Here is a 26,820-nt window from a genome sequence, read left to right as displayed (position 1 = left end):
CATTTATAAAATTGTATATAGCAAACTTAACAATTAAAGTGATGGTTTGATCCTGGTTTTATACGAAAGTGTACGCTTTTTATACGAAATCAGGACGCATTATAAAAACGCATAAGACAAGAAATATGTTTTGTAGTGCCCCGGTATACTTTGCTATAAAAGATACCGCGTTTGGTATAATTAAAAAAAGGCGGTTATCCAAAGGGATAGTTTTGTAGCCAATTACAATTGTTAAATCGATTTTTAAAAGATGAGATACAAAATCATTTATACACTGCTGTTTATCGTGATTTCATTCGGGGCTTATTCACAACAGAAGGTCACATTGAGCGGAACAGTTACCATGAAAACAAACACCGAAACAATAATCGGTGCAAGTGTTTTCATCCCTGAAGCAAAAGCCTCGGCAGTTACCAATGCCTATGGCTTTTATTCTATCACGCTGCCGAAAGGAGCATATACAATCGTTATCAGTTGTATAGGATTTGAAAATATTGAGGAACATATCTCTCTGACAGAAAACACCAGAGCAAATTTTTCGATGCTTGAAAAAAGCAGAACTTTAAATGAGGTAGTGATAAAGGACAGGAGTTCAACAAACAACATCCGGAATCCGGAAATGAGTGTGAATAAACTCTCTATTTCCACCATCAAAAAGATGCCGGCAGTGATGGGCGAGGTTGATATTTTGAAAGCTATTCTGCAGCTTCCAGGAGTTTCCACTGCCCAGGAAGGAGCAACCGGCTTTAACGTCAGAGGAGGTTCGGTTGACGGTAATTTGATATTGTTAGATGAAGCCGTTGTTTACAATACTTCGCACCTGTTCGGCTTTTTCTCCGTTTTTAATGCTGATGTGATTAAAGATCTGAAATTGTATAAAGGTGGAATACCAGCAAATTTCGGTGGACGTACTTCGTCTGTTCTGGATATTTATCAAAAAGAAGGGAACAACCAGGAATATCACGTAACGGATGGAATTGGAGCGATTTCGAGCAGATTACTGGCAGAAGGCCCTATTGTAAAAGGTAAAAGTTCGTTCGTGGTTGCTGGTCGTACTTCTTATGCTCAATTGTTTATGAAACTGGCAGACAACCCCAATTCTGTTTCTTTTTATGATTTGAATGCGAAACTGAATTATAACATTAATGACAATAACAGGATTTTCCTTTCAGGATATTTCGGTAAGGATAAAATGGATTTCAGTAATTTTTTCAGCAACAATTATGGAAACTCATTCTTTAATCTTCGCTGGAATCATATCTTTTCCGATAAACTTTTTTCCAATGCATCGATCATTTACAGTAAGTACGATTATGGCCTGAAAATAAAGTATGTTGGCATTGATTGGGCATCGGACATCCGTAATTATAATCTGAAATATAATTTTAACCACCGTCTGTCTGATAAGTTGGTTTTGAATTATGGCATCAATTCCATCTACTACCAATTCAATCCCGGCACAATAAAACCCATGGACGCTAAATCGTCTATCAATGCCGACCAGCTTGAAAAAAAATATGCCTGGGAGAATGCGTTGTATATCAGTGCCGAGCAAAAACTCACCGATAAAATATCATTGAATTATGGTCTGCGATATAGCAATTTCATGCGGTTGGGGGAACAGAACGTAAATAATTATGCTAATAATCAGGCAGTGGTTTTCAATCGCGGGTTACAAATTTATGAGGAAGGAACGCCTACCAGTATAACGCATTACAATAAAAACGAAAAGATTGTTGGGTTTGGAAATTTAGAACCTCGTTTGGCAGTTTCTTTTGCCATAAATGACGACCAATCCATTAAGGCGAGTTACAACCGGATGAGCCAGTATATTCACTTAATTTCCAACACAGCTTCCGTTTCTCCACTCGATATCTGGGCGCCGGGCGACCAGTTTTTGAAACCCGAAATTCTTGACCAGGTTGCATTGGGCTATTTCAGAAATTTCAACAATGGAAAATATTCTTTGGAAACAGAAGCCTTTTATAAGAAAATCAAAAATAAAGCGGATTACATTGACGGAGCCGAATTGATCGCCCAAAAAGCCATAGAACAGGTATTGCTAAACGGGGAAGGAAGGGCTTACGGACTTGAGGTGATGCTGAAGAAAAATACCGGAAAACTCACAGGCTGGCTTTCTTATACACTTTCTAAAGCAGAGCAGCGTACACCGGGAAGAAACGCCGGAGAACCTGGCATTAACAACGGCGAATGGTATCGTGCCAACTACGATAAAACACATAATTTTTCGCTTACAGGCGCTTATCAACTGACAAGAAAGTGGAGTTTTGGCGGCATTTTTACCTACCAAACAGGGAAAGCTGCAACTTATCCTATTGGAAAATATGAGTATCAGGGAATTACAATTGGGAACTACGGGGAGCGAAACGCCAATTCGCTTCCGGCTTATCACCATTTGGATTTATCGGCCACCTACACGCCAAAGCCTGACAGCAAAAAAAGGTGGAAAGGTGAATGGGTGTTCAGTATCTACAATGTTTACAGCAGAGGCAACGCCGCATCTATTATGTTCGAGCAAAACAGGGAAACAGGGTTGAGTGAAGCAAAGAGGATATCGATTTTCGGTATCATTCCTGGTGTGACTTACAATTTCAAATTTTGATTCTAATAATTACAAAATGAAAAACATACTTAAATACCTGATTGCTTCATGTTGTTTTTTTCTTCTGTCCTGCACAAAAGTAGTGGAAGTGGATTTGGAAACGGCAGCACCAAAATTGGTAATTGACGCATCGATTGATTGGGTGAAAGGTACAACAGGCAATGAGCAGAAAATTAAACTCTCCACCACAACGGGATATTACAGTGCGAAATTTCCAACAGTTTCCGGAGCCAATATAGTTATAACAAATTCAGCAAATACTGTTTTTAGTTTTATAGAAAATCCCGGTACGGGGGAATATATCTGCTCCAATTTCCATCCGGTTATCGGGGAAAACTATGCATTAAAAGTGGTTTTAAATGGAGAGATTTATACCGCAACCGAAACTTGTATTGGTGTGCCGAATATTGACAATAATATTGTACAGAATGATAAGGGCGGATTTGGGGGTGATGAAGTGGAGATCACCTACTATTACCAGGATAACGGCAATGTGGAAAATTATTATCTGCACCGTATTCAATCACCTGTATCAACGTTTCCGGATTATAAAGCTAAAGACGATGATAACAGTCAAGGTAACCTGATACCGGAATATTTCTCTGACGAAGATCTGAAAGCCGGAGATCCGGTAAACATCCGGCTGTATGGAATTTCCAGGAGATATTATGATTATTTCAGGAAATTGTTAGCAGCATCCGGAGCTGGTAGCGGCCCGTTTCAAACAACGCCAGGTTCGGTGAGAGGAAATATCATCAATCAGACCCATTTCGCAAACTTCGCTTATGGATATTTCAGGTTATCGGAAGTAGACACAAAGGATTATACGATAAAGTAATGAATTGCGTTCACAGACATTGCATGGTAAACGGAAAAGTGTAGATTTGGAAAAGATACCATGTTCACATCGGAATATAAAAATATGGCCACTTACGTTTTTTTCAATATTTCAGCATATGGTCATGTGAACCCAACGCTCCCCATCGTGGCAGAACTAAGTAGACGTGGCCATAAAATTTATTATTTTATTGGCGAATCCTTCACCGGGGCTGTGCAAAAAGCAGGTGGCATCCCGGTCACATTGTCAGGAACTTTACGAAGTCAAAATACACCGCCACCGGGGGATAAAGAGATTGCGCTTTTACCGTTTTTAATGGCGCGTGAATCGCCACGTATAGTGCCGGAAATAGTAGAAAAGTTAAAAAGTATACGCCCTGACTGTATTGTATTTAATACCATGCTGCTTGCAGCCAGACTCGCAGCACGGATATTGCGGTTACCTGCGATCGGCTTCCGGCCATTCCATAGTCCCAGACAATCGCAAAAGATTATCGAAACGTTTACTGCCCCGAATTTCAAACTACTTGCACATACTGCTAATAAAGCGTTTGCAGAAGTTACCACATTGTACCAGATTCCTGATCTTACCCTTCAGGAGCTGTTTTCAGAAGTGCCTGGATTAACGTTGGTATTTCTACCAAAAATATTTCAGGTTAATGCCGCACAATTCGACGAGCGTTTTTTGTTTGTAGGGCCATCCTTTATGGAGCAACCACCAGTCCCATGGCCGATAGCGCAAAGCAGCAAATCACCAGCAATCAGGATCTATATTTCATTGGGTACATTACGAAATAATGAACCTGATTTTTACCGGATGTGTTTCTCTGCTTTTTCAGCACCCGGTTGGAGCGTGGTAATGTCGGTTGGAGATCAGGTTGACTTACATACGCTAGAACCCATTCCCGATAATTTTGTTGTAAGGCGCTCTGTTCCTCAGACCGCGCTACTCCCTCATGTGGATGTTTTTGTCACTCACGGCGGCTTAAACAGCACCATGGAAAGCCTGTATTATGGTGTGCCTTTGGTTGTGCTACCATCCATAAAGGAACAGGTAACAACAGCAGAACGTATACGGGATTTGCATCTGGGCCTTATTCTTGATCGTACAGAGTTTACTGCTGAAGCACTTCGTGAGGCTGTCACAATAGTATTCCAAAGTGAATCGATCCGGTATTCTGTACACAATATAAAGGACACAATCCATAGTGCAGGAGGCTATTTGCGTGCTACTGACGCAATTGTTGCATTTCAGCAGGAAGTGCTTCCTCCATGTTGAAGTCCGGCACCATTATTTATCTGCCAGATGTGCACGCCGTTTGGCTGACTGGGTAAAAAAGGAAGGGGTGTTGATTTATTGTGGTAGGGATAACGAGCCATTTCAATCCATAATGGAATGGTGGAATACCAATGGCATGCATTGCAATGTACCGTCTATGCATCTTTTCGGCTTGCTGGGTATCCATCCGGATTCCAGCAATGGCCAATCTTTTAAGGTAACCGTATATGTATTGCGGCAAAACCTGAAAGAGGTTGTGATGGGAGCCGGAGGAGCGCTCAAACCCCCAGGTATTGATGAGGATAGTTCGAAGTGAAAATCCTTTTAGTGATCGTGTTTTGGGTTTTTGAGACGAAACCCAATCCTGGTCAATTTCATTAAAAAGTAAACCTTACAAACGGCACAGGGAAAAACCCCTGCTGGTAATTGTTTACGACTTGTCCGGTACGGGCGTTCCAATCCTGTCTGAAAATATTATTGTTATTGGTAACGTTTTGCAGGTCCAGCGAAATTTCTAAAGATGATTTTCTGTATTCCTTCCGGTAGGATAGCTTTACATCCGAGCGGAAATAAGCCGATTGCCTTAATGAAAAAGCCTCTTCTTCAATAAACTGTATTTCGCCGTCTGCAATAGATGCTGTAATGTCCACAGGTGAAAGATAGCGACCTCCGACAGCAGAGACCTTCATTGAAATGCTGAAATATCTTTCCCTGTTGAACTTCCATTCCTTGCCTGCAAGAGCATTGATTACATAACCCATATTAAACGCCGTATTTCGCAATACCCTATCGCTTCCCTGGTATTTGGAATCAAACAGGGATGTGGTAAGCAGGTAATAAAGCCCTTTTGAAAAATTCCTTTCAAGGGTAAACTCTACACCGAAATTTCTTCCCTTGCCCTGGTTGATAAGACTGTCCCGCAATGTAGGAGTGGCCTCTGCTCCAAGATTGACGGTCGAAAAAGAAGACGGATGACTTTCCACAGGAAGGTCATACAACGACTGGTAATAAAGTTCGGTCTTCAGGTTTGTATTATTGTTTAATTTCCAGTTGTGTGACAACACAGCATGGTTGCTCCTTATAAACCCTAAGGATTCATTTGTATACAAGTGGCCGGAGGGAGTGGATGTTACAACCGTGTAATTTAGCAGGTTGTCCATTTGGCTGTGCATTCCGAAACCGAAGCCTAAAGTATGCCTGTTGTTTATTTTAGCATTTAGCCCTATTCTTGGCTCTATGCTTTGGCTCTGGGAAATATCCAGATATTGGTAGTGCATCCCTGCAATAAATGTCCACACATCGTTCATCCTGTATTTCCATTGAGCATAGCTCTGCAACAGGTCCAAATCGCGTTGACGGTCAGCAATTACCAGGTCGTGCACGCCGGCGTAGATCCGTTTGTTGAGAATGGAGAAGTTGGTATAGTCATTGGAAACCCCTGCAATAAAGCTATGCCTTGCATTTAACTTATGATTCAACTGAAAAACAGCAGAATATTTTTGAGTGGAGAATTTCCAGTGCCAGTCGGGAGTAGCGATATCGGGTTTTACCGTACTGATAGAATCCCTGTCAAACCATTCGTTCGTACTGCTATAACCGACTGTTATTTTCGCAGTAGTCTTATTGCTGAGCAGATGCTCGTAACTAAGTCCTGTAATGTTGGTTTCGTAATCGGCAAAACGATTGGAGTAGCTATTTCCATAAGCCTGTCCGCCGGGATCATAATCTTTGCCCAGGCTCACAAATGAACTTCTGCCCCAAATACCAAACAAACTCAGGTTCCCTTTCGCCCCGACTGATGAGTGTACTTTATAATTTACATCGTAGTAGTCGGGTTGCCCTCCGCCAGTGCCAAAGTTGAGCCCTAACTGCCGGAATACAGAAAGGGTGGAATATCTGGCATTTACGAGATAGGACGCTTTTTTACCTTTCCCGGTCGGCCCCTCTGCTCCGGCTTCAAATCCGTTGAAACCTACTTGTCCTACAAATTCATGCTTGTCTTTATTTCCATTTCGCAACCGTAAATCAAAGACGCCTGCAACAGCGTTACCATATTGGGCGGGGAAAGCACCTGATATAAAATCAGACTTGGCTATCAGGTTGTTGTTCAGCATGCTTACAGAACCTCCCATACTGTTCAGCGCACCGAAGTGGTTAGGATTGGGAATGTTAAGACCTTCAAACTGCCACAGCATAGCATTGGGGGAATTGCCCCGTATAATAATGTCATTTCTTGTGTCATTGGTGGATACCACTCCGGCAAAGTTTATAGCCATCCGTGCAGGGTCGCCAAAAGAGCCGGCATATCTTTTGGTTTCTTCCATATTGAACGTGCGGACGCTTACCGTAGCCATTTCATTGTTGGGTGATTTCCTGTTAGAAGCGCTAATGACCACTTCATCCAACATCTTAATTTTTTCACGCATTGCCACATTATTAAGTTGAAGTTCTTTCCCTGCGGTGATCAATAAATCGGAAAGAAACAAGGGTTCGTATCCTACAAACGTAATGATAATAGATTGCCTGCCTAAAGGAACTCCCATAAGCCGGAAACTTCCAAGCGAGTCCGAAAACGTATTTATCCCCGGGTAATTTGCCATTTGTATTGTCGCACCACCGATAGGAGCGAACGAGGCCTCGTCAACTAATTTCCCGTTTATAGTTTGGGTTTGGGCTTGTACATTGCTGAAAAAGGCAATGAGGAACACAGCCAATAAAGTGGCCTTATAATAGATTGATTTTGCTGCCATAATTCGCTATATTTATCTCAGGAAATTATTTTGGACAAAAATCCACAACAGGATCTTCCTGTTCATTGATCTGGGTCAATAAAGAAAGTATCCTGGGAAAAACAGTCTATTGAAGCCGGCTAAGTTTATGTTTGAAAATATTCATCAGTATTTTTTGCAATTTTTACCCAACCTTTCTGCCGGGGCGTGGGAGCCTCTTACTGAGCTTTTGGTAGTGAAGTCTTACAAGAAAGGGGAAATTATCAGTGATTTGGGTGCTGTAAACAAATGGGTGTCCTTTATTGAGAAGGGGGCGGTGATCGCATTTGATTTGTCTGACCGGAAGAAGACCGTCTACGAGTTCTTTTTTGAGCATCAATTTACTGGAGATTATGAAAGTTTTTTGACGTCCCGTCCTGCTAATTATGGAATAGAAGCCCTGGAAGATTGTGAATTGTATCATCTTCATTTCAACAGCCTGCAAAAGCTGTATGAAAGATTTCCTGAGTATGAACGCATTGGCAGGCTCATTGCAGAAGCCCAGTTTTTGCGTGTTACCCAAAAAAACGCCAGGTTGATGGGAGAAAAGCCCGAAGAGCGGTATTTGAATCTTATAAAAGAAAGGGAAGAGTTGATTCAAAGAGTACCGCAGTATTACGTGGCATCTTATCTTGGAGTTACGCCCGAAGCATTAAGCCGGATCAGGAAAAGGCTGGTTTCAAAATAGTTGAAACACCATGGTGGATAATGGAGACATTGGTTGGAAGAAAATTAAGAAGGGTCCCCTCCATGTTTTGCAAACACAACTTAATCCAATAGGAATAGCGGCTTTATTTCATTGTTAATAATTTTTGTGCTGATTTCTGATGGAAACTATCAATACTAATTAAGTCTGCCATAAGAAAGTTCGAATTGTGTCCGTTTTTTCTAACTTACCACTACAATTGAAGGCTTAGAACCAAAGAACAGGTTTACTGTTAAATACTTACCTTGTTATGAACAATATATGGAAACAATAATCATTGCAGAACGCAAGAGAAAATATATAGCAGATTTGATCATTTTTGCTATATTATTGGCTGGAGGACTGATTTCTATTATACAATATTCAGCTTCATTACCATCCATTATTTTTATCGTCTCATTAATCATCCCTTCAGTTGGAATAGTGAAATATTTATGGGATGTACCATCACAAATAAAACTATCAGAAGACGAGATGGTCATATACTATGGCAGAAGTATTTTAGAGGATGTAGATGCGCGAGGCAGCTTTGCTTTTCCATCAATTGTAAAACTTAAATGGGGAAATATCGCAGACTTTGATGTAAAATCCTATACGTACTGCATCCCGGATAACGGTGGTGATAGAGGAGCCATCACAACGAACTATGAGTATCTTATCATAACCCTTAGTAATATAGATAACCTGAACCCAAACAGCAACCAGAGGTACACAGTCGTATTAAATCACTTTGAAAAGACACCGGAGGAAATTCTTGCCATTTGTAAACAATTTCAAATGGAATGGTCCTGATCCTGTACCGTGCGTTTTCCATTCCTAATATCAACCCACATCTATACTTCTGCAGTAACCTTAACATATTTGTTCCTGTATTCTATAGGCGTTAGGCCGGTTACTTTTTTAAATGCATCCCGGAAAGCTCTGGTATCGGTGTACCCTACATCAAACATTACTTCGCTCACATTTTTCCGGGAAGCCTCAAAGAAGCGCTTAGCGGCCTCTACGCGTACTCTTTGTATATATTCCAAAGGAGTATTGCTTGTTGCCTGCCTGAACCTTCGCTCGAAGGTCCTTCTCCCGGAATTAACTATGGCCGCTAACTCGTCTATCGACATTTTCTCGTTGTAATTCATCTCGATGTAATCCTGGACCTTCATGATTTCTTCATCGGCATGTTTCTTTTGCCCCTTAAACACTGTAAATACGGCCTGGCTGCTGCGGCCAATATCTAAGGCGAAGCTCTTTGAAATTAATACGGCCGTTTCCCCTGTCGGAAAATTCCTCAATCAGGTATAGGACCAAATTCCAAAGGCTGCTGGCACCTCCGCTACTATATATGTTTCCTACTTCAGTAATAATAGCGCCATCCACTACCTCAATTCCAGGGTACCGCGCTCTGAACTCGTCAAGGTAGGCCCAATGTGTAGAGCACTTTTTGCCGTTCAACAACCCGGTCTCAGCCAGCAGGAAAGCGCCTAAACACAAGCTGGCAACGCTACAGCCCTTTTCATACAATTTCCTGATGTGTGGAATGGCGTCAGCATTTATTTCTATTCCGTCAGCAATATTGCCATATACAGGAGGAATTATTAATAAATCGGTTTTACTCACATCCCGGAGCAAGCGGTCGGTCCTTATCGTGTATTCACCGTCGTTTGCCGAAACAAACGGGGTAAGGCCAACATATTCAACCTCAAATATCGCCTCTTTTCCCAGGGCCATAAGAAAATCATTGGCTGTCTTAAAAGCACGGTAAGGTGGCGTTACCGCTTCTATTACGCCCTTCTCTGGTGCAAAAACTGATATTAACATAGACGTTGTAAGATTAAAAGTAAAGATAATACATCCCTGTCATTTTCACCCCCCTAATTTGACGCATTTATGTATCCTCAGTCCCATGTATTTAGACCACCTTTGTTTCATCGAACTAACAATTAAAATTACACATCATGGCAAAGAAAATCTTTATCAATCTACCGGTAACTGACCTTAAAAAGGCAATGGAATTCTATACCAAAATTGGCTTTACCAACAATCCGGATTTTACGGACGACACTGCCGCCTGTATGGTACTAAGTGAAGAAATTTATACGATGCTATTGACCCATGACAAGTTCTCGCAGTTTACAAGCAAAAAAATCATTGACACTAAAACAGACATTGGTGTGATCAACTCCATTTCAGTCGACAGCCTGGAGGAAGTAAATGCCATGGCAGATGCTGCCTTAAGTGCCGGTGGAAGCGAGCCCAATTCGCCAAAGGACTACGGCTTTATGCAGCAAAGAAGCTTTAGCGATCAGGATGGTAACCATTGGGAGGTATTATATATGGATATGAGCAAGTTCCCCGGTTAACCATGATGTAGGCCGAAATCCCAGCCCGTTGGTTAACGTCGTTGACATGTACTATATCAGTTTGATATTAAGTGTTCAAAAATAAATTATACAAAAATGAAAAAGGCTAAAATTATTTTTTGGGTGTCAACTGTTTTTATATTCCTGTTTGAAGGTATCATGCCCATCAGTACCTTATTGTTTGCACCACAGTATACCAATGCAGGAACGAAGCCACTTGGTTATCCTGACTATTTTGCAGTTGCGCTGATCATTCTGAAATTTTCAGGCGCATTAGCTATATTGTTGCCCCCGATCCCGGACCGGTTAAAGGAATGGGCCTATGCGGGACTTACGTTCAACCTGGTATTCGCTATCATCAGTCATGCCGTTGTAGATGGGAACATAGGGTTTATACTACTGCCTGTGGGTGTGATGGCTGTGCTGGCGCTATCTTATTTTAACAGAAATAAAATGCAGATCGCTAAGAGCGAAAAAAAGGAGGATGGTGTGGTAATGCGGGGAAGCATAGCTTAAAAAGAATGTTCCCCTAAAGCCATGCAGAAGTAAGTTCGAATTTTGTACGGTAGTCAGGGCGACAAAGAAGGAGCTGTCTCATAAATAAATGAGGCAGCTTCTTTTTATTTTATCCACGTTCTTCATACGGGACAGAAAAACGCCCTGAATCTATCTTTTGCTAAGTAATCCATTGGTTATAAATATTCCTGCCATCCACGGCTGTTGCCTTACATTCCCGCTATTCTTCCTCACGCCGGTTTTTAGGATCAATTCGACAAAAAACTGAACAAAATTTAAAAGAGATATTTCATTTCTTCGCACGATCTCAGAACTGAAATATACCAGCAGCATACACTGGATGAAGTATGAGGCGGTCGTTCAAAGCATTGGAAATAATCACTAAAATTTAAATAAGTTCTACAAAAAAAGCGTTATGAGTAAATTATTTTTATCGTTGCTGGCAATGATATCTTTTCAGTTTTTGTTTGCCCAGCAGGATCATCTGACCAAATTTCCAAAGGGAGCTACACCTGGCGAGGTGGGCAAACGATTGGCCTATCACTTCGTGGACGGCAGGCATGAACTCTATGCAGGAAGGTACATTCACTATGCCGAAGTTTGTACCTGGAATGGCGCCTTGGACTACGCTATAAAAACAAAAGACCAAAAGCTGATCAGGCTTTTACAGGATAAATTTGAGCCCTTCTTCTCCCGGGAGAAAGTATTACTGCCTCCCATGAATCACGTGGACTACAATATGTTTGGCAGCGTTGCGCTGAAACTTTATCAGGTAACAAAAGACGAACGCTATAAGAAAATCGGACTGGCCTACGCCGATACGCAGTGGGAAGTGCCAAAGAATGCGAATCCGGAAGAAAAAGCCTGGGCGGATAAAGGATATTCGTGGCAAACCCGTTTGTGGATCGATGATATGTATATGATTACTGTTGTGCAAAATGAAGCCTATAAAGTAACCGGCGACCGCAAATATATTGACAGGGCGGCAAAGGAAATGGTACGCTACCTGGATGAGCTGCAACGCCCGAACGGGCTTTTCTATCATGCTCCGGATGTTCCATATTACTGGGCAAGAGGAGCTGGCTGGATGGCAGTAGGTATGCCCGATCTGCTTCGTGAGTTGCCTAAAGATCACAAAGACCGCCCACGCATTATGGAAGGGTATCTTACCATGATGAAAAGTCTGAAGGAGCACCAAAGGCCCAATGGAATGTGGAACCAGCTTATTGATGAAGCAGATTTCTGGCCGGAAACATCCGGCACCGCTATGTTCACGTATGCTTTTATTACAGGCGTTAAGCAAGGATGGCTGGATGCGGCGGAGTACGCTCCGGCAGCGCGAAAAGCATGGACAGCTATGGTTTCGTATATCGATGAACGTAATAATGTGACCGAAGTTTGCGTTGGCACGGGCAAAAAGAATGATAAACAGTATTACCACGATCGCCCACGTAATGCAGGTGACCTTCACGGCCAAGCACCCTATCTCTGGTGCGCAGCTGCACTTTTAGGAAAATAGTTGGAGAGTTTTATAACTGCCGTTGGCGTTGGCGCCCCTGCACAGGGGCATGACGCCAACGGCTTATCCTGAAAAGCTGTTTTCGCGCACCTGTGATTTAACACCTCCCTTTTCTATGCTTCCTTACTTTGGAATGATTCGACAAAAAGTTGAATAAAACGTATCAAAAAAGAATTTTTACTTCGCGTTACAGTATTAATATTAATAATTATCCACAAATATGTGTGTCCACTTATGAATTGGCCAGGAGTCGCGCCGGTGAATATTCCACGCATCTCAAAGAATGAAAACTTTCAAAGAACTACGTGCCTTGGCGGCGTATGTATATTATTCTATTAATCTTTTTAACGATTGTGGCTATTAAAACAACCATGGGTCTCTATAACCCAATACAGCATTATAAATTTCACCGCGATAACGACTAACTGATCATTATGGAGAAAAATTATACAGCAACCGGGAAAAGCAATGCCTCTTCTTTGTGTAAGATGTTCTTATTGCCTGGATTATTCTGGGCTTTATTGTTTCTGCTGTTTCCCTTTTGTGCCCATGCACAACATCAAAGTATAACCGGCAGGGTTACTGACTCTCTCGGTCATGGAATAGCTGATGTTACAATCGCCGCTAAGGGAACAACCGTGATTGCAAAAACAGATGTATCGGGTAATTTTAGCATTCAGGCTGCCAAAGGAGTGCCCCTGAGAGCATCACACGTAAGTTATGTCAGCAGAGAGGTGATACCGGATGGAAAGCCTTTGATTATTATACTGCAACAAGCTACCAATGACCTGAACAATGTGGTGGTGATTGGTTATGGTACTATGAAGAAAAAAGATCTTACCGGGGCAATAACTTCTATCCGCCCAAATAAGATTGCAGACGAGAATCCTAAAACAGTTCAGGATATCATACGCGGAACACCTGGTGTGAGTGTAGGTTTCGATGCCTCTGCAAAAGGAGGAGGTACCATACGAATCCGCGGACAGCGTTCCGTTTATACGGATGGCGGACATAATGATCCTTTGCTGATACTGGATGGTATGATTTTTTATGGAGAATTGTCTGAAATTAATCCCGATGATATTGATCAGATTGATATCCTTAAAGATGCATCAGCTGCTGCAATTTATGGAGCGAAATCAGCTAACGGGGTTCTTATCATCACTACAAAAAAAGGGAAAAAGGGGAAGCCGACTGTTAATCTGACAACCAATTTCGGGCTTTCTGATATGGCCGCAAACAGGAAGGTTTTTGGCCCCGACGGTTATATGAAATACCGGCAGGACTGGTACATGGCTGGTACCTACGGCATCAATTCAGCAACAGGAGCCTATGAACCTTATATATCAGAAACGGCAACAGCGGGTAAGCTGGGATACTATGAAATGCCTACCGATGAAACGCTGAAGAAATACGGTATCACTATCGACGAATGGAGAGCCTATTCAACAAATACAGGTAACGCACCTGATAACGAAATCCGGGCTAAACGGTTAGGTCTTCAATATACAACATTGGATAACTATCTGAAAGGTAAAACCTTCGATTGGTATGACCATAGTTTCCGTACTGGTTTTAACCAGGATTATAACCTCAGCGTATCCGGCGCCAGTGATAAAATAAATTATTATTTGTCTGCAGGTTATTTGTCTAACCAGGGAGTGGTTGTGGGTGATAATTACAGGGCAGTACGCTCCAACTTAAAAGTGGACGGAAAGGTCACCGATTGGCTGGATATTAGCGCCAATGTTAATTTTCAGGACCGGTCCGACGGAAATATTGCGGTTAACTGGGGATCACAGATTATTAATAACAGCCCTTTTGCATCTTATAAAGATGAGGATGGAAACCTGGAAGTACATCCTATGGGCGATGAAATGACTGCCAGTAAAGGATATAATTTTGATTTCAATAAACAGTATATGAAATTGGAAAGAGGCTATACTGTTCTGAATACCATTCTTTCTGCCAAAGTAAAACTGCCCTTTAATATCAAGTACTCTTTTAATGTTTCTCCCAGGTATCAGTGGTATTATAACCGCTATTTTGAATCCTCGGAGCATCCCGACTGGCTGCCAATTAATCATGGTGTTGACCGGAACTGGGGAAAGCGTTTCGACTGGTCTTTGAATAATACGATCAGCTGGGAAGAAACTTTTGCCCAAAAACATAAGGTAAATATAACCCTGGTTCAGGAAGCAGAAGAACGGCGGTATTGGAGCGATGCTATTAATGCACGTAATATTTTACCAAGTGATGCCTTGGGATTCCACGAAACTTCTACCGGCGATCCGCTTAACAGCAGTTTTAATACGGACGATTCTCATGAAACTGCTGATGGTATGCTTGCGCGTGTGTTTTATTCGTATGATGACCGTTATATGCTGACAGCCTCTGTGCGCCGTGATGGCTATTCTGCTTTCGGCACTTCGAATCCAAGGGCTACTTTTTTTTCGGCAGCTTTGGCCTGGACATTTACTAATGAAAAATTCTTTCAATGGAGTCCATTGAGCAATGGTAAATTGCGCTTGTCTTATGGACAAAATGGAAACAGGTCGCTTGCCAATCCCTATATAGCATTGGCAAACCTTGCAAACGGCGCAACCACTCAGGGATACGTAGATGCCAGCGGTAATTATATCCAGTATTACTATTTAAGAATTGACCGTATGGCAAACCCCAATTTGCAATGGGAAAAAACTACTGCATATAATATCGGACTGGATCTCGCTTTTTTAAATAACCGGATCTCCGGTACACTCGATTATTATTACATGCCCACCACCAATATGATCATGAGCCAATCGTTACCGGATTTTTCAGGATTTACGAGTATCACCACCAACCTAGGGGAAGTACAAAACAAAGGTTTCGAGATTTCGATCAACACACAAAATATAAGAACGCCTGACTTTACCTGGAATACTACAGTGGGGTTTTCGAAATATAAAAATACGATTAAGCATCTTTATTACCGGTACGAGGATGTGTTAGATGCCAATGGAAATGTAGTGACCTCAAAAGAATCTGATGATATATCCAACGGATGGTTTATCGGACAACCGGCCAGTGCCATCTGGAACTACCGTGTAACGGGAATATGGCAGGTGGATGAGGTTACAGAAGCGGCTAAGTACGGCCAGCGCCCCGGCGATCCTAAAGTAGCTAACAATTACACGGCAGATGATATTAAAAACGCCGATGGAACTACAACGGCGGTTTATAATAATAAGGATAAGGAATTCCTGGGCCAGACTACACCGCCTACTATGTGGTCGTTGCGAAATGATTTTACCTATAAAAACTTCAACTTCTCATTCAATATCTATTCTTATTGGGGCAGTAAAAGCTTAAGTACTTCTTACCTGAACCAGGATAATAGTGTTTCGTTGGTTACATACAATGCCAATACCTATCAAAAACAATATTGGACGCTTGATAATCCGAGTGATTTTTTTGGGCGGCTGGATGCGAGAGGTCCTTCCGGAGTTGCTGCCCCCAGCAGAGTATTCGATCGTTCTTTTATCAGGCTTGATAATGTAACAATTGGCTATACAATGCCCCGCAAACTTATTTCACGGGCAGCCATTGAAAACCTGAAACTATATGCAACCGTTCGCAATGTAGCTGTTTGGAGAAAGGACAAAAACTGGGACTACTGGGATATAGAAACTGGTGACATTGCACCGAGAATTTACACGCTTGGATTAAACGTGACATTCTAAACTTTTACGCAGGGGAAATAAAAAAACCAAAAATGAAAAATAACTATATAAGAAAAATTTTCTTCCTGGTGATGGCATCAACAATGATTGCCGCCTGTAGTAAGAAATATCTTAAACCGGATCCTTTATCTTTTTATGAGCCCGAAACTACTTTCTCTACCAAGTCGGGACTGGATGCTGCAATAGGGATGTGTGACAAACATCTGCGGAGCTATTGGAGCTACATCACGACCAGGGATATTTCGGTGCCCATTAATACCGAGTATATGTTGTCAGACATGGCGGTAGCTGGTAAAACAGATGATGGAAGTATCTTTGCGGATGTGGCTACACGCCTTACTCCAACAGATGGTATGTACACTAATGATGTGAACATGTTGAGCTATTTCTGGGGGGAAACTTATAATGGTATCAAGTATGCCAATACAATCACCTCGTTTATTGATAAAGTTCCCGGCCTGGATGAAGCTACAAAACGTGAATATATTGGCAGGGCTTACTTTCACAGATCTTTTCGTTATCTCGCCCTGTGCTTTCAGTTTAACAATGTTCCGCTGATAACCCAAATCCCTTCTTCTCCCAAGCAAAACTATAAAAGCACCAGTCGTGAAGCTATTTTGGAAATGATCACCAAAAATATGGAAGATGCCGTGCAATGGGTACCTGATCAGTCCAGTATGTCATATATAGGCATGATTAATAAAGGCGCCTGCCGCCAGTTATTGATCAAATGCTACCTGGCTACCGGTCAGTGGGACAAGGCAATTGCACAAGCTGATTCTTTAATTAATAATTCAGGTTATTCCTTAATGACAAACACATTTGGTACGTTTGAAAGCCCACTGGAAGGCACCTGGCATATTACGCGGAACGTGATATGGGACCTGCACCGCCCTGTGAACAAATGTATCCTGACAAATAAAGAAGCCATTCTTGCTATGCCCAACCGTGATAATACAGATGCCGCAATAAAAATGCGCACCATGCGGAATTGGGGGCCGATGTGGAATATCTCTACCTTAGTGTCGCCTGCTGGGAAATTTATGCAGTGCTACGCTTCATCAAGCAGCTCCTACCGGGCCAACCTCGATTATAACTCGGCTGTAGGGCGTGGTATTGCAATGATTAGCCCTACCTATTTTGCACAACACGATCTTTGGAACGTAAACGGGATTAATGATGCCGGAGACCTGCGACACAACAGCAGCGTGGGCAATTGGGCAAGAATGGATTCCCTGAAATACAATGATCCTTCAGACGCATTGTATTTCGGTAAAAACCTGCGGCTTTACAATGGCAATAAACTTTTATGTACCGATACGGTGCGTAGCTGGTTCGATTGGCCGCATTACAAAGTTTTCGTAAACGATCCTGATCATATTGGCAATGCTGCAAGTAATAACAATAAGGGTGGGGCGGCAGACTGGTATTGCTATCGCCTTGCGGAAACCTATCTGCTCCGTGCCGAGGCCCAATTTTATAAAGGGAATATTGGCGCAGCTACAGCAGACGTAAATATTGTAAGACAAAGAGCAAAATGCCAGCAGTTATACACTACTGTTACTATTGGTGATATTGCCAATGAACGTGCCCGGGAATTATGGATGGAAGAGTGGCGGCACATGGAGCTAAGCCGTATGTCATATAGCCTGGCCTTAAGCGGTAAAGCAGATGAATGGGGGAATACCTATAATGTGAATACCCTTTCAGAAAACAGTTATTGGTATCAGCGCATACAGCATTACAGCAATTATTACAACAAAAACAAAGTAACTGTAAAGGGCAGATCCTATACCATAGCGCCACATAATATCTATTGGCCCATTCCTCAATCGGCGATCGACGCAAATTTGTATGGAAAACTCCGCCAAAACCCCGGTTATAACGGTTATGGACAGGGCGTGGAGATGTGGACGAAATGGGAAGATGCCGTTAATGATGAAAACAAAGATTAAGAAGAGAGGTACAGTCACGGTCACCTCCCAGGACAATGGAAATACTTGTACGCCTTCCCAATGAAGGCGTACAAGGCTTGCTTACTCTCTTGGCAATGAATCAAAGTATTCGAGTGGCGACATTTTGAAATACTTCTGAAAATTACGACTGAATAGACTTTGCGAGCTGTAACCTATCATCTTTGAAATTTCATAAAATGAAAACTCATTTTTAGCAATTAAATCGGCGGCTTTTTTAAGACGGGTGATGTCGATGAGTTCTTTTGGAGATAGCGAGGACAAGGATTTGATCTTGCGATATAAGGTGGTGCGGCTCATGAACATGTGTGCGGCAAGCATGTCAATATCAATATTGGGGTCTTCAATATTTGTTTTGATATATTCATCCAGTTTCTTTAGAAAGGCTTCATCTGTTTTTGAATGCGCCATTACCCTTACATCCTCAAAAGGCGAACTGGCAAAATGATCCTTTATCTTACGGCGGTTTTTAAGCAGGTTGGCAATCTGTACCTGCAGCAATTCTGATGAGAATGGCTTCTGTATATAGGCGTCTGCGCCTACCTCCAGTCCTTCGATGTGAGCCTTATACGTATTTTTAGACGTTAATAAAATGATGGGGATATGGCAGTATTCAACATTGGATTTAATGAGCCTGCACAACTCAAATCCGTCAATTCCCGGCATCATAATGTCTGATATGATGAGGTGAATAATTTCTTTGTCCAAAATGGTTTGTGCAATTTCTCCATTGGCGGCAAGATGTAACTGGTAAGCATCTCTCAAAACCATAGATAAGAATTCCAGGATATCTTCATTATCGTCAATAATAAGAATATTTTCGGTCATACTATTTTATCTTTTTCCAACTGCTTAATTGAAATTCAAATTTTTGATGTATGGGCAGTTGCAGTTCAAATATAATTAAGTCAGTTTCGCCGGAAATCAATCGCAGCGATCCGTTGTGCAACTCTGTGAGCGATTTTGCAAGCGACAGCCCGATACCGGTGCCCGGCTTATTATTTCCACGTACTCTTACAAAGGGTTCAAATATCTGGTCTTTAAACTCTTCTGGTATACCTTTGCCATCGTTGTGAAAGCTAATCTTAAAATATTCGTCGGAATCGCTTACCGTGTTTATATTAACGGTGGCCCTGGTGGCTGCATACTTAATAGCATTTGATAGTATGTTGGTGCATATTTTAATGAGCGCCTCTCTGTCTACAAAAGCCGTAAGGTGTTTTTCCGGTAATGCGATATCCAGTTCAATATTGTTGGCGGCAGCCTGTGTTTTAAAGCCCGCTACCAGATCGGTTATCAGCCCGGCAATATCTGTTTTTACAAAATTCAGGCTGAACTGGTCCGCCTCCGTTTTTCTAAAGTCGAGTAGTTGACTGGCCAGCTCTATCAGGCGCCGGGTATTTTTTTCAGCTATGGCGAGCGTTTTCTTAACATCTGGGTCTTTATCAAATTTTTTGCTCAACCATTCTATGGGGCCCGCTATCAGTGTAAGCGGCGTTTGTATTTCATGGGTAATATTGGTGAAAAATTCTATTTTGGCCTGGTAAATTTCTTTTTCCTTTTCATGTTCAAACAACTGTAGCTTTCGCAAATTTTTACGCTCCAGGTATTGACGATATAGGCGGTCCGTGATGAATATTATAACGCCTAAAAGCAGCAGGTATACAATATAAGCGAAGTTGCTTTTCCAGAAAGGTGGAAGGATTTTGATGAACAGCCGCCGTTCCTTGCCCGTCCAGCTTCCGGTGTTGCTTTCAGCCTGGACAATAAATTCATAAGTGCCATGGGTAAGATCGGTAAAGTACGCTTTGCGGTTAGTATTGAGATAGGTCCAGGGCTGGTCAATGCCTTTCATAAGATATTTATACCGTGTTGCTTCAGGCGAGGAAAAGTTCAACGCCGCAAATTCAATACTAAAATTGTTCTGATCATATTTCAATATAACGGTGTCTGTGTATAAAACAGACTGGGAGAGGGGGCTGTTATGCCCGCCAGGTATTGCTTCTTTGTTATTAATTTGGAAACCTATGATATAGGTAGGCGGGCTTGGCTCTCTTTGGTTAAATAAAACCGGGTCAAAACCAATCATACCCTTAACAGAGCCAAAGTACATTTTACCATCGGTATGTTTATACGCTGAGTTGTAGTTGAATTGGTCCGTTATCAGCCCGTTGGCTTGTGTGTACACTTTTACCTGTTCTGTATGCAGGTCAAAACAAATAAGACCTTTGGATGAGCTGATCCACAAATGTTTTGAATTGTCTTCCAGGATACTGTATAATACATTGCCTGGCAGCCCGTTTGCGGTTGTATATCTTTTGATGGTTTTCCGGTCGGGGCTTAGTTTTATAAGCCCACTGCCGGTTGTGGCAAACCATAAAGCATGGTTGCTGTCTTCAAAAATATTGTACACGGGGAATTCGTTGATGGTCTTTCCCTTAGTGGTATCACCAAAATGTAAATTCCCGCGGCGGCCGGTTTTAGGATTATAATAAAATGCGCCTTCCTTTACACTGCCTGTCCAGATATTTCCTTCTGAGTCTTCAAATATATCATAAACATAAGTGTTGTATGGTATCTGGCTGATGCGCTTAAATGTTTTGTGTTGTGGGTCATACTCAAATAGTCCTGCATTACGATATGCAGTACCCACCAGTAGTTTATTGTTTTTTGTGCGGTAGATTGAAATTACAAAATCACTTACCGGGCCGTTCCTGTCACCAATAAGTTTAAACCGGTCTGTAACCAAACCTCTACGCATATCCATTATTTCCATGCCCTGTAAAAAAGGGCCGATAAATAACTCGTTCCCCCAGGATAGCAGGCCATGTATATTGGAGTAAGAGATGCTTCCTTTTTTGCCTGTGGCTGTATAGTTTGTAAATATGCCCGTTTTTAAATTCAATTTGTTAATACCTGCATCTTCGGTACCCACCCATAAGTGGCCGCTGCTGTCAGCACATATCTCTCTTACCGCATTTCCTGAAATAGCATTAGCACCCGGTAGCGGATAATATTTTTCAAATCGTGCATTAACCTTCGAATAGTAATTTAACCCGCCAAAAAAAGTACCGGCCCACATACCACCCTGGTTGTCCCTGCATACTGCATAAACAGCATTGTCTGCCAGGGCATAGGGGTCGCCTGGCCGTTTTCTCAGGCTTATGCTCTTGTTGGTGGCTAAGTCGTAAATGTAAATTCCTGATTCAGTAGCTATCCAGTATTGCCCGTCATTACCCGTTGCAATATCGCGGACAAATATGTCTTTGTTTTTATCGGCATCCAGTGATAAAGATTTAACGATGCCTGTTTGGGTATGATAGCTTTTTAATCCCTGTTTAAAGCAACCTATCAACAGTTCGTTATTATTGATAGGGTATATTTTGCTGATAGACCGGGCATTTGCAGGAGCACTTTTATCAACGATCCTTATCTTTATGCCAGGCTTTGTTTTCGGGTTGTAAATATGAATATTACCGTCATTATCTCCCATCCATAAATTCATATTTGAATCCAGTGCAATACAGGATGCTCTTGTTTTTAAATCCTCTACCCGGTTCTCTGCCTGTATGTATTTGTATAGAGAAAACTGGATGAGAAACCAAAGATTATTATCCTTGTCTATTACAAGATTATTGGTATATTCTTTCGGGACCGTTTCCAGCTCAGTGAGTACTTCTTTGTACGGGTTATATTTAAAAATGCCTTTGCCGGTGGCTATCCAGATCATCCTGTTTTTATCCTCAGCGATAGAATTGATAACATCATTTCCCAGGCTGCCGAATTTATCGTTATTGTTTTTGTAGGCTTTAAAAGAATACCCGTCAAAACGGTTCAAACCACCACGGGTCCCCACCCATATCAACCCTTTACTATCCTGTATTACAGCGGTCACTGCATTGTGCACCAGCCCGTCATCCACCTGGTAGTGCTTAAAATAATATTGCCCATAACATGGAGAAATGGTGACCGGTAAGAATAAATTCAGCAAAACAATATAACCGAGGAATTTCATAATACTGAATTCAAATATAAATAATGATATCAAAATACTATGGGTTTTAAAATAAAATTGTATCACTTGATTGCGGTGCATGCTATATTTGGTACGATTCGTCAAAACATTGAACAATCCGGCGAGGAGTATGGCAAGCCCTGGAATGATAGTTAGAAAATAGGTATAATACCTAATTTTGATTAAGTTTAGTTATAGAATAAAAATGGTTTTCCCGTCATTCTAAATCATCTCTTATGAAAATCAATGTAAATGGCACAGATTATACCCTGAACGTGCCGGCTAACACCAGCCTTCTTGATGCCTTAAGAGTAAATTTAAATCTCACCGGTAGTAAATACGGCTGCGGAGAAGGCGCCTGTGGGGCATGCAAAGTGCTGATAGACGGTCATGCTACACCTTCTTGTATTACCCCCGTAGCAAGCGTGGAAAATAAAATTGTTATCACCATAGAAGGATTGGAAAAAGACGGTCAGCTGCATCCTATACAGCAGGCGTTCCTGGATGAAGACGCCTTCCAATGCGCCTATTGCAGCTCCGGCATGATCATTTCAGCGGTTGCCTTAAAAGCAAGAAATCCAACACCCACCAGGCAGGAGATCATAGAAGCAATGCAGGGAAATATTTGTCGCTGCTGTGTTTATCCACGTATTATAAATGCCATCAGCAAGGCTTAACGTTCAAAACCCAAGGTTATGAAAAATTCAGGCACAAGGCAAACTCCTGTGGAAGGAATCAACAGACGGAATTTTCTGAAACTGCTGGGCGGCGGTATTGCGGTTGCCCTTACCTATTCTGATCTGAACGCATTATCGAAGCATACAGCTTTCGTTCCTCCCGGCGATGACGCTATCGCCGCCTGGGTGCACATCCTGGAAAACGGAACAGTAACCGTTTACACCGGCAAAGTGGAAGTAGGACAAAACATTCGTACTTCCTTATCGCAGGTGGTGGCAGAAGAGTTGTCTGTTCCCGTGACCAGCATTGAAATGATCATGGGCGATACCCTTCTTACCCCTTACGACCGGGGTACATATGGCAGTCTCACTACACCTACTATGGGACCGAAGTTGCGGAAAGCGGCCGCCTCGTTAAAAGAGGTGCTCACGGATATGGCTGCGAAACAATGGAACGTCGCCCAACAAACGGTGACTGTTAAAAACGGCCAGGTTAGCCATGCCGCATCCGGTAAAACCGCGAGCTTCGGCGATCTCACCAAAGGGAAGAAAATGCTCTTAGCCGTAAACGACCAGGTGCAGCTCACTCCTGCTGAAAAATGGACCGTAGCCGGTACACCCGTGGCAAAGGTTAATGCGAAAAGCTTCGTTTCAGGAAAGCATCAATATGTATCAGATATGGTGATGCCAGGCATGGTGTATGGGAAAATGCTCCGTGCGCCGTCTTATGGCGCATCCCTGGTTGCTGCTGATGTAGAAAAGGCAAAGATCTCTCCAGGTGTAAATGTTGTTAAAGAAGATAACTTCATTGGCGTAACTGCCCCTGATCCCCAGACAGCCACTAATGCTTTGGCCCGAATAGAGGCCCGCTGGAAAACTACCCCGCAGCCTTCCAGGGCGGAAATTTTCACTTATCTTAAAACGCACGCACAAGACAAGGAAAGAAAAGCTGGGGAGGCCGTTGATAAAGCCTTTGGGGCAGCCCCGGTGCAGGTACAACAACATTTTGAGGTGCAATATATTGCCCATGTGCCATTGGAGCCGAGGGCGGCGCTGGCGGTGTGGGAAAATGGGAAGCTGAGCGTATGGACTGGCACGCAACGGCCTTTTGGTGTGCAGGAAGAACTGGCGGAAGTATTTTCCATTCCGAAAGATCATATCCGTGTAATGATGCCGGATACCGGCTCCGCCTATGGCGGAAAACATAGCGGGGAAGCTGCGGTGGAAGCGGCGCGCCTTTCCAGGGCCGTAGGTAAACCGGTAAAAGTAGTGTGGACCCGTGAAGAAGAATTCAAATGGGCTTATTTCAGACCGGCCGGACTCGTAGAAGTTGTTGCCGGCGCCAGCAACGAAGGACTTTTGGCATCCTGGGAGTTTCATAATTACAACTCCGGCGGTGCGGGTATTGAAGTCCCTTATGAAGTGGCACACAAGCACATCCAATACCATCCATCTGATACGCCATTGAAACAAGGCTCTTACAGGGGTCTTGCTGCCACGGCCAACGTCTTTTCCATAGAAAGCGTAATGGACGACCTGGCCCGGCAATTAAAACAGGATCCATTCCGGTTCCGGCTTAATAATTTAAAAGATGAACGATTAAAACAAGTGTTACTGGCCGCAGCATCCAAATTTGGCTGGACAAGGCAAAAGGAAGCTGGTCGTGGTTACGGTATGGCGTGTGGATTTGTAAAAAACGCCTATGTAGGAACCTGCGCGGAAGTAGCCTATAATAAATCCAACGGGCAGTTGCAGTTGCTCCGTCTTGTGGTGGCTTTTGAGTGTGGCGCCATTGTGAATCCCATGCACCTGGAAAATCAGGTGATGGGTTGTGTGTTGCAGGGACTTGGTGGCGCTTTATTTGAAGCCGTGGACTTTAAGGATGGCCGCATTTTAAACCCATCGCTTTCCAGCTACCGGGTGCCCAGGTTTGGAGATATTCCGGAACTGGACATCGTGCTTGTTGACAGAAAGGACATTCCATCTGCAGGAGCGGGTGAAGCTCCGATTGTTGGTGTTGCGCCTGCCATCCGTAACGCGATTGCGGATGTTACCGGTGTTAAGCTGAATACGCTGCCATTACTGCCGCATGGAATGACATTAAAAACCTGAAAATAATCACAGGCATTGAATATCCACTATCATTGTCAACAGAGAACTCCTCTTTTTGAATTAGATCAAAAAATAATTTTATTTTTAAAGAATATAATATTTATATTTGATCGTGTACTAAGAGTTGTTATGAGAATCATTTAATGTTAGTTATCCGACCCGACAGATAGACCAAATCTAATTAGTTTCCCAGAGTAGCATATTAATCAACAGAGGAGAGCCCTTTATCGCATTTTTTTTACGTCACTACAATAACCCGTTCCCGTGAAATCTTCAGTTTTCATGATTGGATGCTGCATGCTTATGTGTATCCAGTCATTCGCTCAATCTGACAGTTTAGCCTATAAAGAGAAAAAGTCCCTGTTAGCTGATGAATGGCTTGTTAAATTAAATGGTACCACCTCCCAAACGCAGGACAAATTACTACTGGCAACGAAAAGGAGCCTGCAAAAGCTCCGGATGCAGGAAGATAGATTATTGAATAAAGTAAAGAGGAAAGACACTTTATTAAATAATGGATCGCTGTTATCAACAGCAGCCTTTTATGACGGACTGCAGAAAAGGATAAGTTCCGGGATGCAACTCCCTGCACAGGCTTTCTCTGACGTATACAGCAGCAAACTGGATTCTCTGAAAACTGCTATGAAATTTCTTTCCCGGCAAAAGTTACTGCAATCGGTACAGGGGCAGAAACAGTACCAGCAATTGCTTTCCCAATATAATGAACTGCAGCAAAAATTTAATGAAACCAATGATATCAGCCGGCTATTAATGGAGAGACAGCAGCAGTTATTGGATAAGATAGGAGAACTGGGACGCTATAAGGGATTTCGGAAAATGCAGGAACAGATAGCAGGTTACCGTTCAAAAATAAGTGCCTGCAAAGAGATATGGGAGAACCCTTCCAAGCTGGAAAGCAAGATCACCGGCCTGTTAGCAGGTAATCCGGATTTCCGTACTTTCTTCAACAGTAACTCAGACCTGGGCAGTATCTTTCAGCTGGGGAGTAGCCAGGGTAATGCTGCAAACGCCGCTAATCTGCAAACAAGGGATGTGCTCAATCAAATTATAGCGCAAAGTACCGGTTCGGCCAGTAATGTACAATCAAGGATACAGGAAAGCCTTCCATCCGGCGCTGGCCAGGTGGACGGTATGTTATCAGATCTGCAGAAACTGACAGATCTCAAAAAAGAGGATCCTGGTTTGACAGGCGTCCATGCTGGCTTTAAGCGCAGGAAATCTTTCCGTGAAAGGTTAGAATACTCCACCAATATACAAACTGTACGTGCTGACAACTTCTTTCCGGCAACGACAGACCTTGGCCTTTCTGTTGGCTACCGGTTTAATGAACGTAGCACAGCCGGTTTGGGATCGAGTGGGAAGATCGGCTGGGGAAAAGGATTTCAGGATATCAATATTACAGGGCAGGGCTTATCGCTGCGCACATTCACAGATATAAAACTTAAAGGAAGCATCTGGATTTCAGGAGGCTGGGAATTTAATTACCAGCAGCCGTTTCATATGCTGCGGAGTTTGCGGCAGGTGTCTGACTGGAAACAGAGCGCCTTGCTTGGATTAACTAAAAAACTAAATATTGGGTCCGGACTATTTAAGAGCTATGAAATAAAGCTGCTTTATGATTTTCTGTACAGATACCGGGCACCTGTCACCACGCCATTTAAATTCAGAGTAGGTTACTGTTTATAGAACCCATTA

General features: G+C 42.6%; 19 protein-coding genes. 14 read left to right on the top strand and 5 right to left on the bottom strand.

The window, feature by feature from the left end:
• Window positions 1-250 precede the first annotated feature (250 nt).
• The 4 genes from QFZ48_RS29940 (at window position 251) to QFZ48_RS29925 (ending at window position 5,055) form a co-directional block, all read left to right on the top strand.
• On the top strand, window positions 251-2,623 hold the full coding sequence (locus QFZ48_RS29940) for a TonB-dependent receptor (protein WP_429065102.1): 2,373 nt from the start codon (window positions 251-253) through the stop codon (window positions 2,621-2,623).
• A gap of 16 nt (window positions 2,624-2,639) precedes the next feature.
• Window positions 2,640-3,461: a DUF4249 domain-containing protein gene (locus QFZ48_RS29935; RefSeq protein WP_429047123.1), complete on the top strand. Its 822-nt coding sequence runs from the start codon at window positions 2,640-2,642 to the stop codon at window positions 3,459-3,461.
• Between the two features lie 60 nt (window positions 3,462-3,521).
• Window positions 3,522-4,739, top strand: a complete 1,218-nt coding sequence (locus QFZ48_RS29930; RefSeq protein ID WP_429065100.1) for a macrolide family glycosyltransferase — start codon at window positions 3,522-3,524, stop codon at window positions 4,737-4,739.
• 112 nt (window positions 4,740-4,851) lie between these two features.
• Window positions 4,852-5,055, top strand: coding sequence for a hypothetical protein (locus QFZ48_RS29925; RefSeq protein ID WP_429047127.1), 204 nt, complete (start codon window positions 4,852-4,854; stop codon window positions 5,053-5,055).
• Between the two features lie 61 nt (window positions 5,056-5,116).
• On the opposite strand, the gene QFZ48_RS29920 is transcribed toward QFZ48_RS29925, so the two are convergent.
• The gene (locus tag QFZ48_RS29920) at window positions 5,117-7,489 is read right to left on the bottom strand and encodes a TonB-dependent receptor (protein WP_429065098.1); all 2,373 of its coding nucleotides are present in this window, start codon (window positions 7,487-7,489) and stop codon (window positions 5,117-5,119) included.
• A gap of 109 nt (window positions 7,490-7,598) precedes the next feature.
• Here QFZ48_RS29920 and QFZ48_RS29915 point away from each other — a divergent pair, with 109 nt between their 5' ends.
• Window positions 7,599-8,195, top strand: coding sequence for a Crp/Fnr family transcriptional regulator (locus tag QFZ48_RS29915; RefSeq protein WP_429047131.1), 597 nt, complete (start codon window positions 7,599-7,601; stop codon window positions 8,193-8,195).
• Between the two features lie 279 nt (window positions 8,196-8,474).
• A complete protein-coding gene (locus tag QFZ48_RS29910; RefSeq protein ID WP_429047133.1) occupies window positions 8,475-9,005 on the top strand; it encodes a hypothetical protein in 531 nt (176 codons plus the stop codon).
• A 41-nt stretch (window positions 9,006-9,046) separates the two neighbouring features.
• Here the strand turns inward: QFZ48_RS29910 and QFZ48_RS29905 are convergent, their stop codons facing one another.
• Window positions 9,047-9,370, bottom strand: coding sequence for a helix-turn-helix domain-containing protein (locus tag QFZ48_RS29905; protein ID WP_429065096.1), 324 nt, complete (start codon window positions 9,368-9,370; stop codon window positions 9,047-9,049).
• Between the two features lie 31 nt (window positions 9,371-9,401).
• Window positions 9,402-10,025, bottom strand: coding sequence for a GlxA family transcriptional regulator (locus QFZ48_RS29900; protein ID WP_429065095.1), 624 nt, complete (start codon window positions 10,023-10,025; stop codon window positions 9,402-9,404).
• 137 nt (window positions 10,026-10,162) lie between these two features.
• On the opposite strand from QFZ48_RS29900, the gene QFZ48_RS29895 reads away from it, so the two are divergent.
• From QFZ48_RS29895 to QFZ48_RS29875, 5 genes are all read left to right on the top strand, one after another.
• Window positions 10,163-10,567 (top strand): VOC family protein, encoded by a 405-nt coding sequence (locus tag QFZ48_RS29895; protein ID WP_429047136.1) that lies wholly within the window; start codon window positions 10,163-10,165, stop codon window positions 10,565-10,567.
• Between the two features lie 96 nt (window positions 10,568-10,663).
• Entirely contained in the window at window positions 10,664-11,083 is a 420-nt protein-coding gene (locus QFZ48_RS29890) for a DoxX family protein (RefSeq protein ID WP_429065093.1), read from the top strand.
• A 415-nt stretch (window positions 11,084-11,498) separates the two neighbouring features.
• A complete protein-coding gene (locus tag QFZ48_RS29885; RefSeq protein WP_429047140.1) occupies window positions 11,499-12,602 on the top strand; it encodes a glycoside hydrolase family 88/105 protein in 1,104 nt (367 codons plus the stop codon).
• A gap of 434 nt (window positions 12,603-13,036) precedes the next feature.
• A complete protein-coding gene (locus QFZ48_RS29880; protein WP_429065091.1) occupies window positions 13,037-16,327 on the top strand; it encodes a SusC/RagA family TonB-linked outer membrane protein in 3,291 nt (1,096 codons plus the stop codon).
• Window positions 16,328-16,359: 32 nt separating this feature from the next.
• Window positions 16,360-18,282: a RagB/SusD family nutrient uptake outer membrane protein gene (locus QFZ48_RS29875; protein ID WP_429047144.1), complete on the top strand. Its 1,923-nt coding sequence runs from the start codon at window positions 16,360-16,362 to the stop codon at window positions 18,280-18,282.
• Between the two features lie 81 nt (window positions 18,283-18,363).
• On the opposite strand, the gene QFZ48_RS29870 is transcribed toward QFZ48_RS29875, so the two are convergent.
• A complete protein-coding gene (locus tag QFZ48_RS29870; protein WP_429047146.1) occupies window positions 18,364-19,128 on the bottom strand; it encodes a response regulator transcription factor in 765 nt (254 codons plus the stop codon).
• A gap of 1 nt (window position 19,129) precedes the next feature.
• Window positions 19,130-22,348 (bottom strand): ligand-binding sensor domain-containing protein, encoded by a 3,219-nt coding sequence (locus tag QFZ48_RS29865; protein ID WP_429047147.1) that lies wholly within the window; start codon window positions 22,346-22,348, stop codon window positions 19,130-19,132.
• Between the two features lie 203 nt (window positions 22,349-22,551).
• On the opposite strand from QFZ48_RS29865, the gene QFZ48_RS29860 reads away from it, so the two are divergent.
• The 3 genes from QFZ48_RS29860 (at window position 22,552) to QFZ48_RS29850 (ending at window position 26,811) form a co-directional block, all read left to right on the top strand.
• Window positions 22,552-22,992 carry a (2Fe-2S)-binding protein gene (locus tag QFZ48_RS29860; protein ID WP_429047148.1) on the top strand — a complete coding sequence of 147 codons (441 nt, stop codon included), beginning with the start codon at window positions 22,552-22,554 and terminating at the stop codon, window positions 22,990-22,992.
• Between the two features lie 18 nt (window positions 22,993-23,010).
• On the top strand, window positions 23,011-25,104 hold the full coding sequence (locus tag QFZ48_RS29855) for a molybdopterin cofactor-binding domain-containing protein (protein ID WP_429047149.1): 2,094 nt from the start codon (window positions 23,011-23,013) through the stop codon (window positions 25,102-25,104).
• Window positions 25,105-25,401: 297 nt separating this feature from the next.
• Window positions 25,402-26,811, top strand: a complete 1,410-nt coding sequence (locus tag QFZ48_RS29850; RefSeq protein WP_429065090.1) for a hypothetical protein — start codon at window positions 25,402-25,404, stop codon at window positions 26,809-26,811.
• Window positions 26,812-26,820 lie beyond the last annotated feature (9 nt).

It is taken from the genome of Chitinophaga sp. W2I13 (assembly GCF_050434005.1).
Lineage (GTDB): Bacteria > Bacteroidota > Bacteroidia > Chitinophagales > Chitinophagaceae > Chitinophaga.
The sequence above is the reverse complement of the archived record's forward strand: the minus strand, read 5'-3'. Positions and strand labels throughout refer to the sequence as shown.

What these genes read in the sequence shown, in the direction of transcription:
- QFZ48_RS29890 (WP_429065093.1), top strand. Translation starts at nt 10,664, where the DNA reads ATGAAAAAGGCTAAAATTATTTTTTGGGTGTCAACTGTTTTTATATTC.
- QFZ48_RS29880 (WP_429065091.1), top strand. Translation starts at nt 13,037, where the DNA reads ATGGAGAAAAATTATACAGCAACCGGGAAAAGCAATGCCTCTTCTTTG.
- QFZ48_RS29920 (WP_429065098.1), bottom strand. Translation starts at nt 7,489, where the DNA reads ATGGCAGCAAAATCAATCTATTATAAGGCCACTTTATTGGCTGTGTTC.
- QFZ48_RS29900 (WP_429065095.1), bottom strand. Translation starts at nt 10,025, where the DNA reads ATGTTAATATCAGTTTTTGCACCAGAGAAGGGCGTAATAGAAGCGGTA.
- QFZ48_RS29850 (WP_429065090.1), top strand. Translation starts at nt 25,402, where the DNA reads ATGCTTATGTGTATCCAGTCATTCGCTCAATCTGACAGTTTAGCCTAT.
- QFZ48_RS29905 (WP_429065096.1), bottom strand. Translation starts at nt 9,370, where the DNA reads ATGAAGGTCCAGGATTACATCGAGATGAATTACAACGAGAAAATGTCG.
- QFZ48_RS29910 (WP_429047133.1), top strand. Translation starts at nt 8,475, where the DNA reads ATGGAAACAATAATCATTGCAGAACGCAAGAGAAAATATATAGCAGAT.
- QFZ48_RS29855 (WP_429047149.1), top strand. Translation starts at nt 23,011, where the DNA reads ATGAAAAATTCAGGCACAAGGCAAACTCCTGTGGAAGGAATCAACAGA.
- QFZ48_RS29935 (WP_429047123.1), top strand. Translation starts at nt 2,640, where the DNA reads ATGAAAAACATACTTAAATACCTGATTGCTTCATGTTGTTTTTTTCTT.
- QFZ48_RS29885 (WP_429047140.1), top strand. Translation starts at nt 11,499, where the DNA reads ATGAGTAAATTATTTTTATCGTTGCTGGCAATGATATCTTTTCAGTTT.
- QFZ48_RS29940 (WP_429065102.1), top strand. Translation starts at nt 251, where the DNA reads ATGAGATACAAAATCATTTATACACTGCTGTTTATCGTGATTTCATTC.
- QFZ48_RS29860 (WP_429047148.1), top strand. Translation starts at nt 22,552, where the DNA reads ATGAAAATCAATGTAAATGGCACAGATTATACCCTGAACGTGCCGGCT.
- QFZ48_RS29895 (WP_429047136.1), top strand. Translation starts at nt 10,163, where the DNA reads ATGGCAAAGAAAATCTTTATCAATCTACCGGTAACTGACCTTAAAAAG.
- QFZ48_RS29930 (WP_429065100.1), top strand. Translation starts at nt 3,522, where the DNA reads ATGTTCACATCGGAATATAAAAATATGGCCACTTACGTTTTTTTCAAT.
- QFZ48_RS29875 (WP_429047144.1), top strand. Translation starts at nt 16,360, where the DNA reads ATGAAAAATAACTATATAAGAAAAATTTTCTTCCTGGTGATGGCATCA.
- QFZ48_RS29925 (WP_429047127.1), top strand. Translation starts at nt 4,852, where the DNA reads ATGGAATGGTGGAATACCAATGGCATGCATTGCAATGTACCGTCTATG.
- QFZ48_RS29870 (WP_429047146.1), bottom strand. Translation starts at nt 19,128, where the DNA reads ATGACCGAAAATATTCTTATTATTGACGATAATGAAGATATCCTGGAA.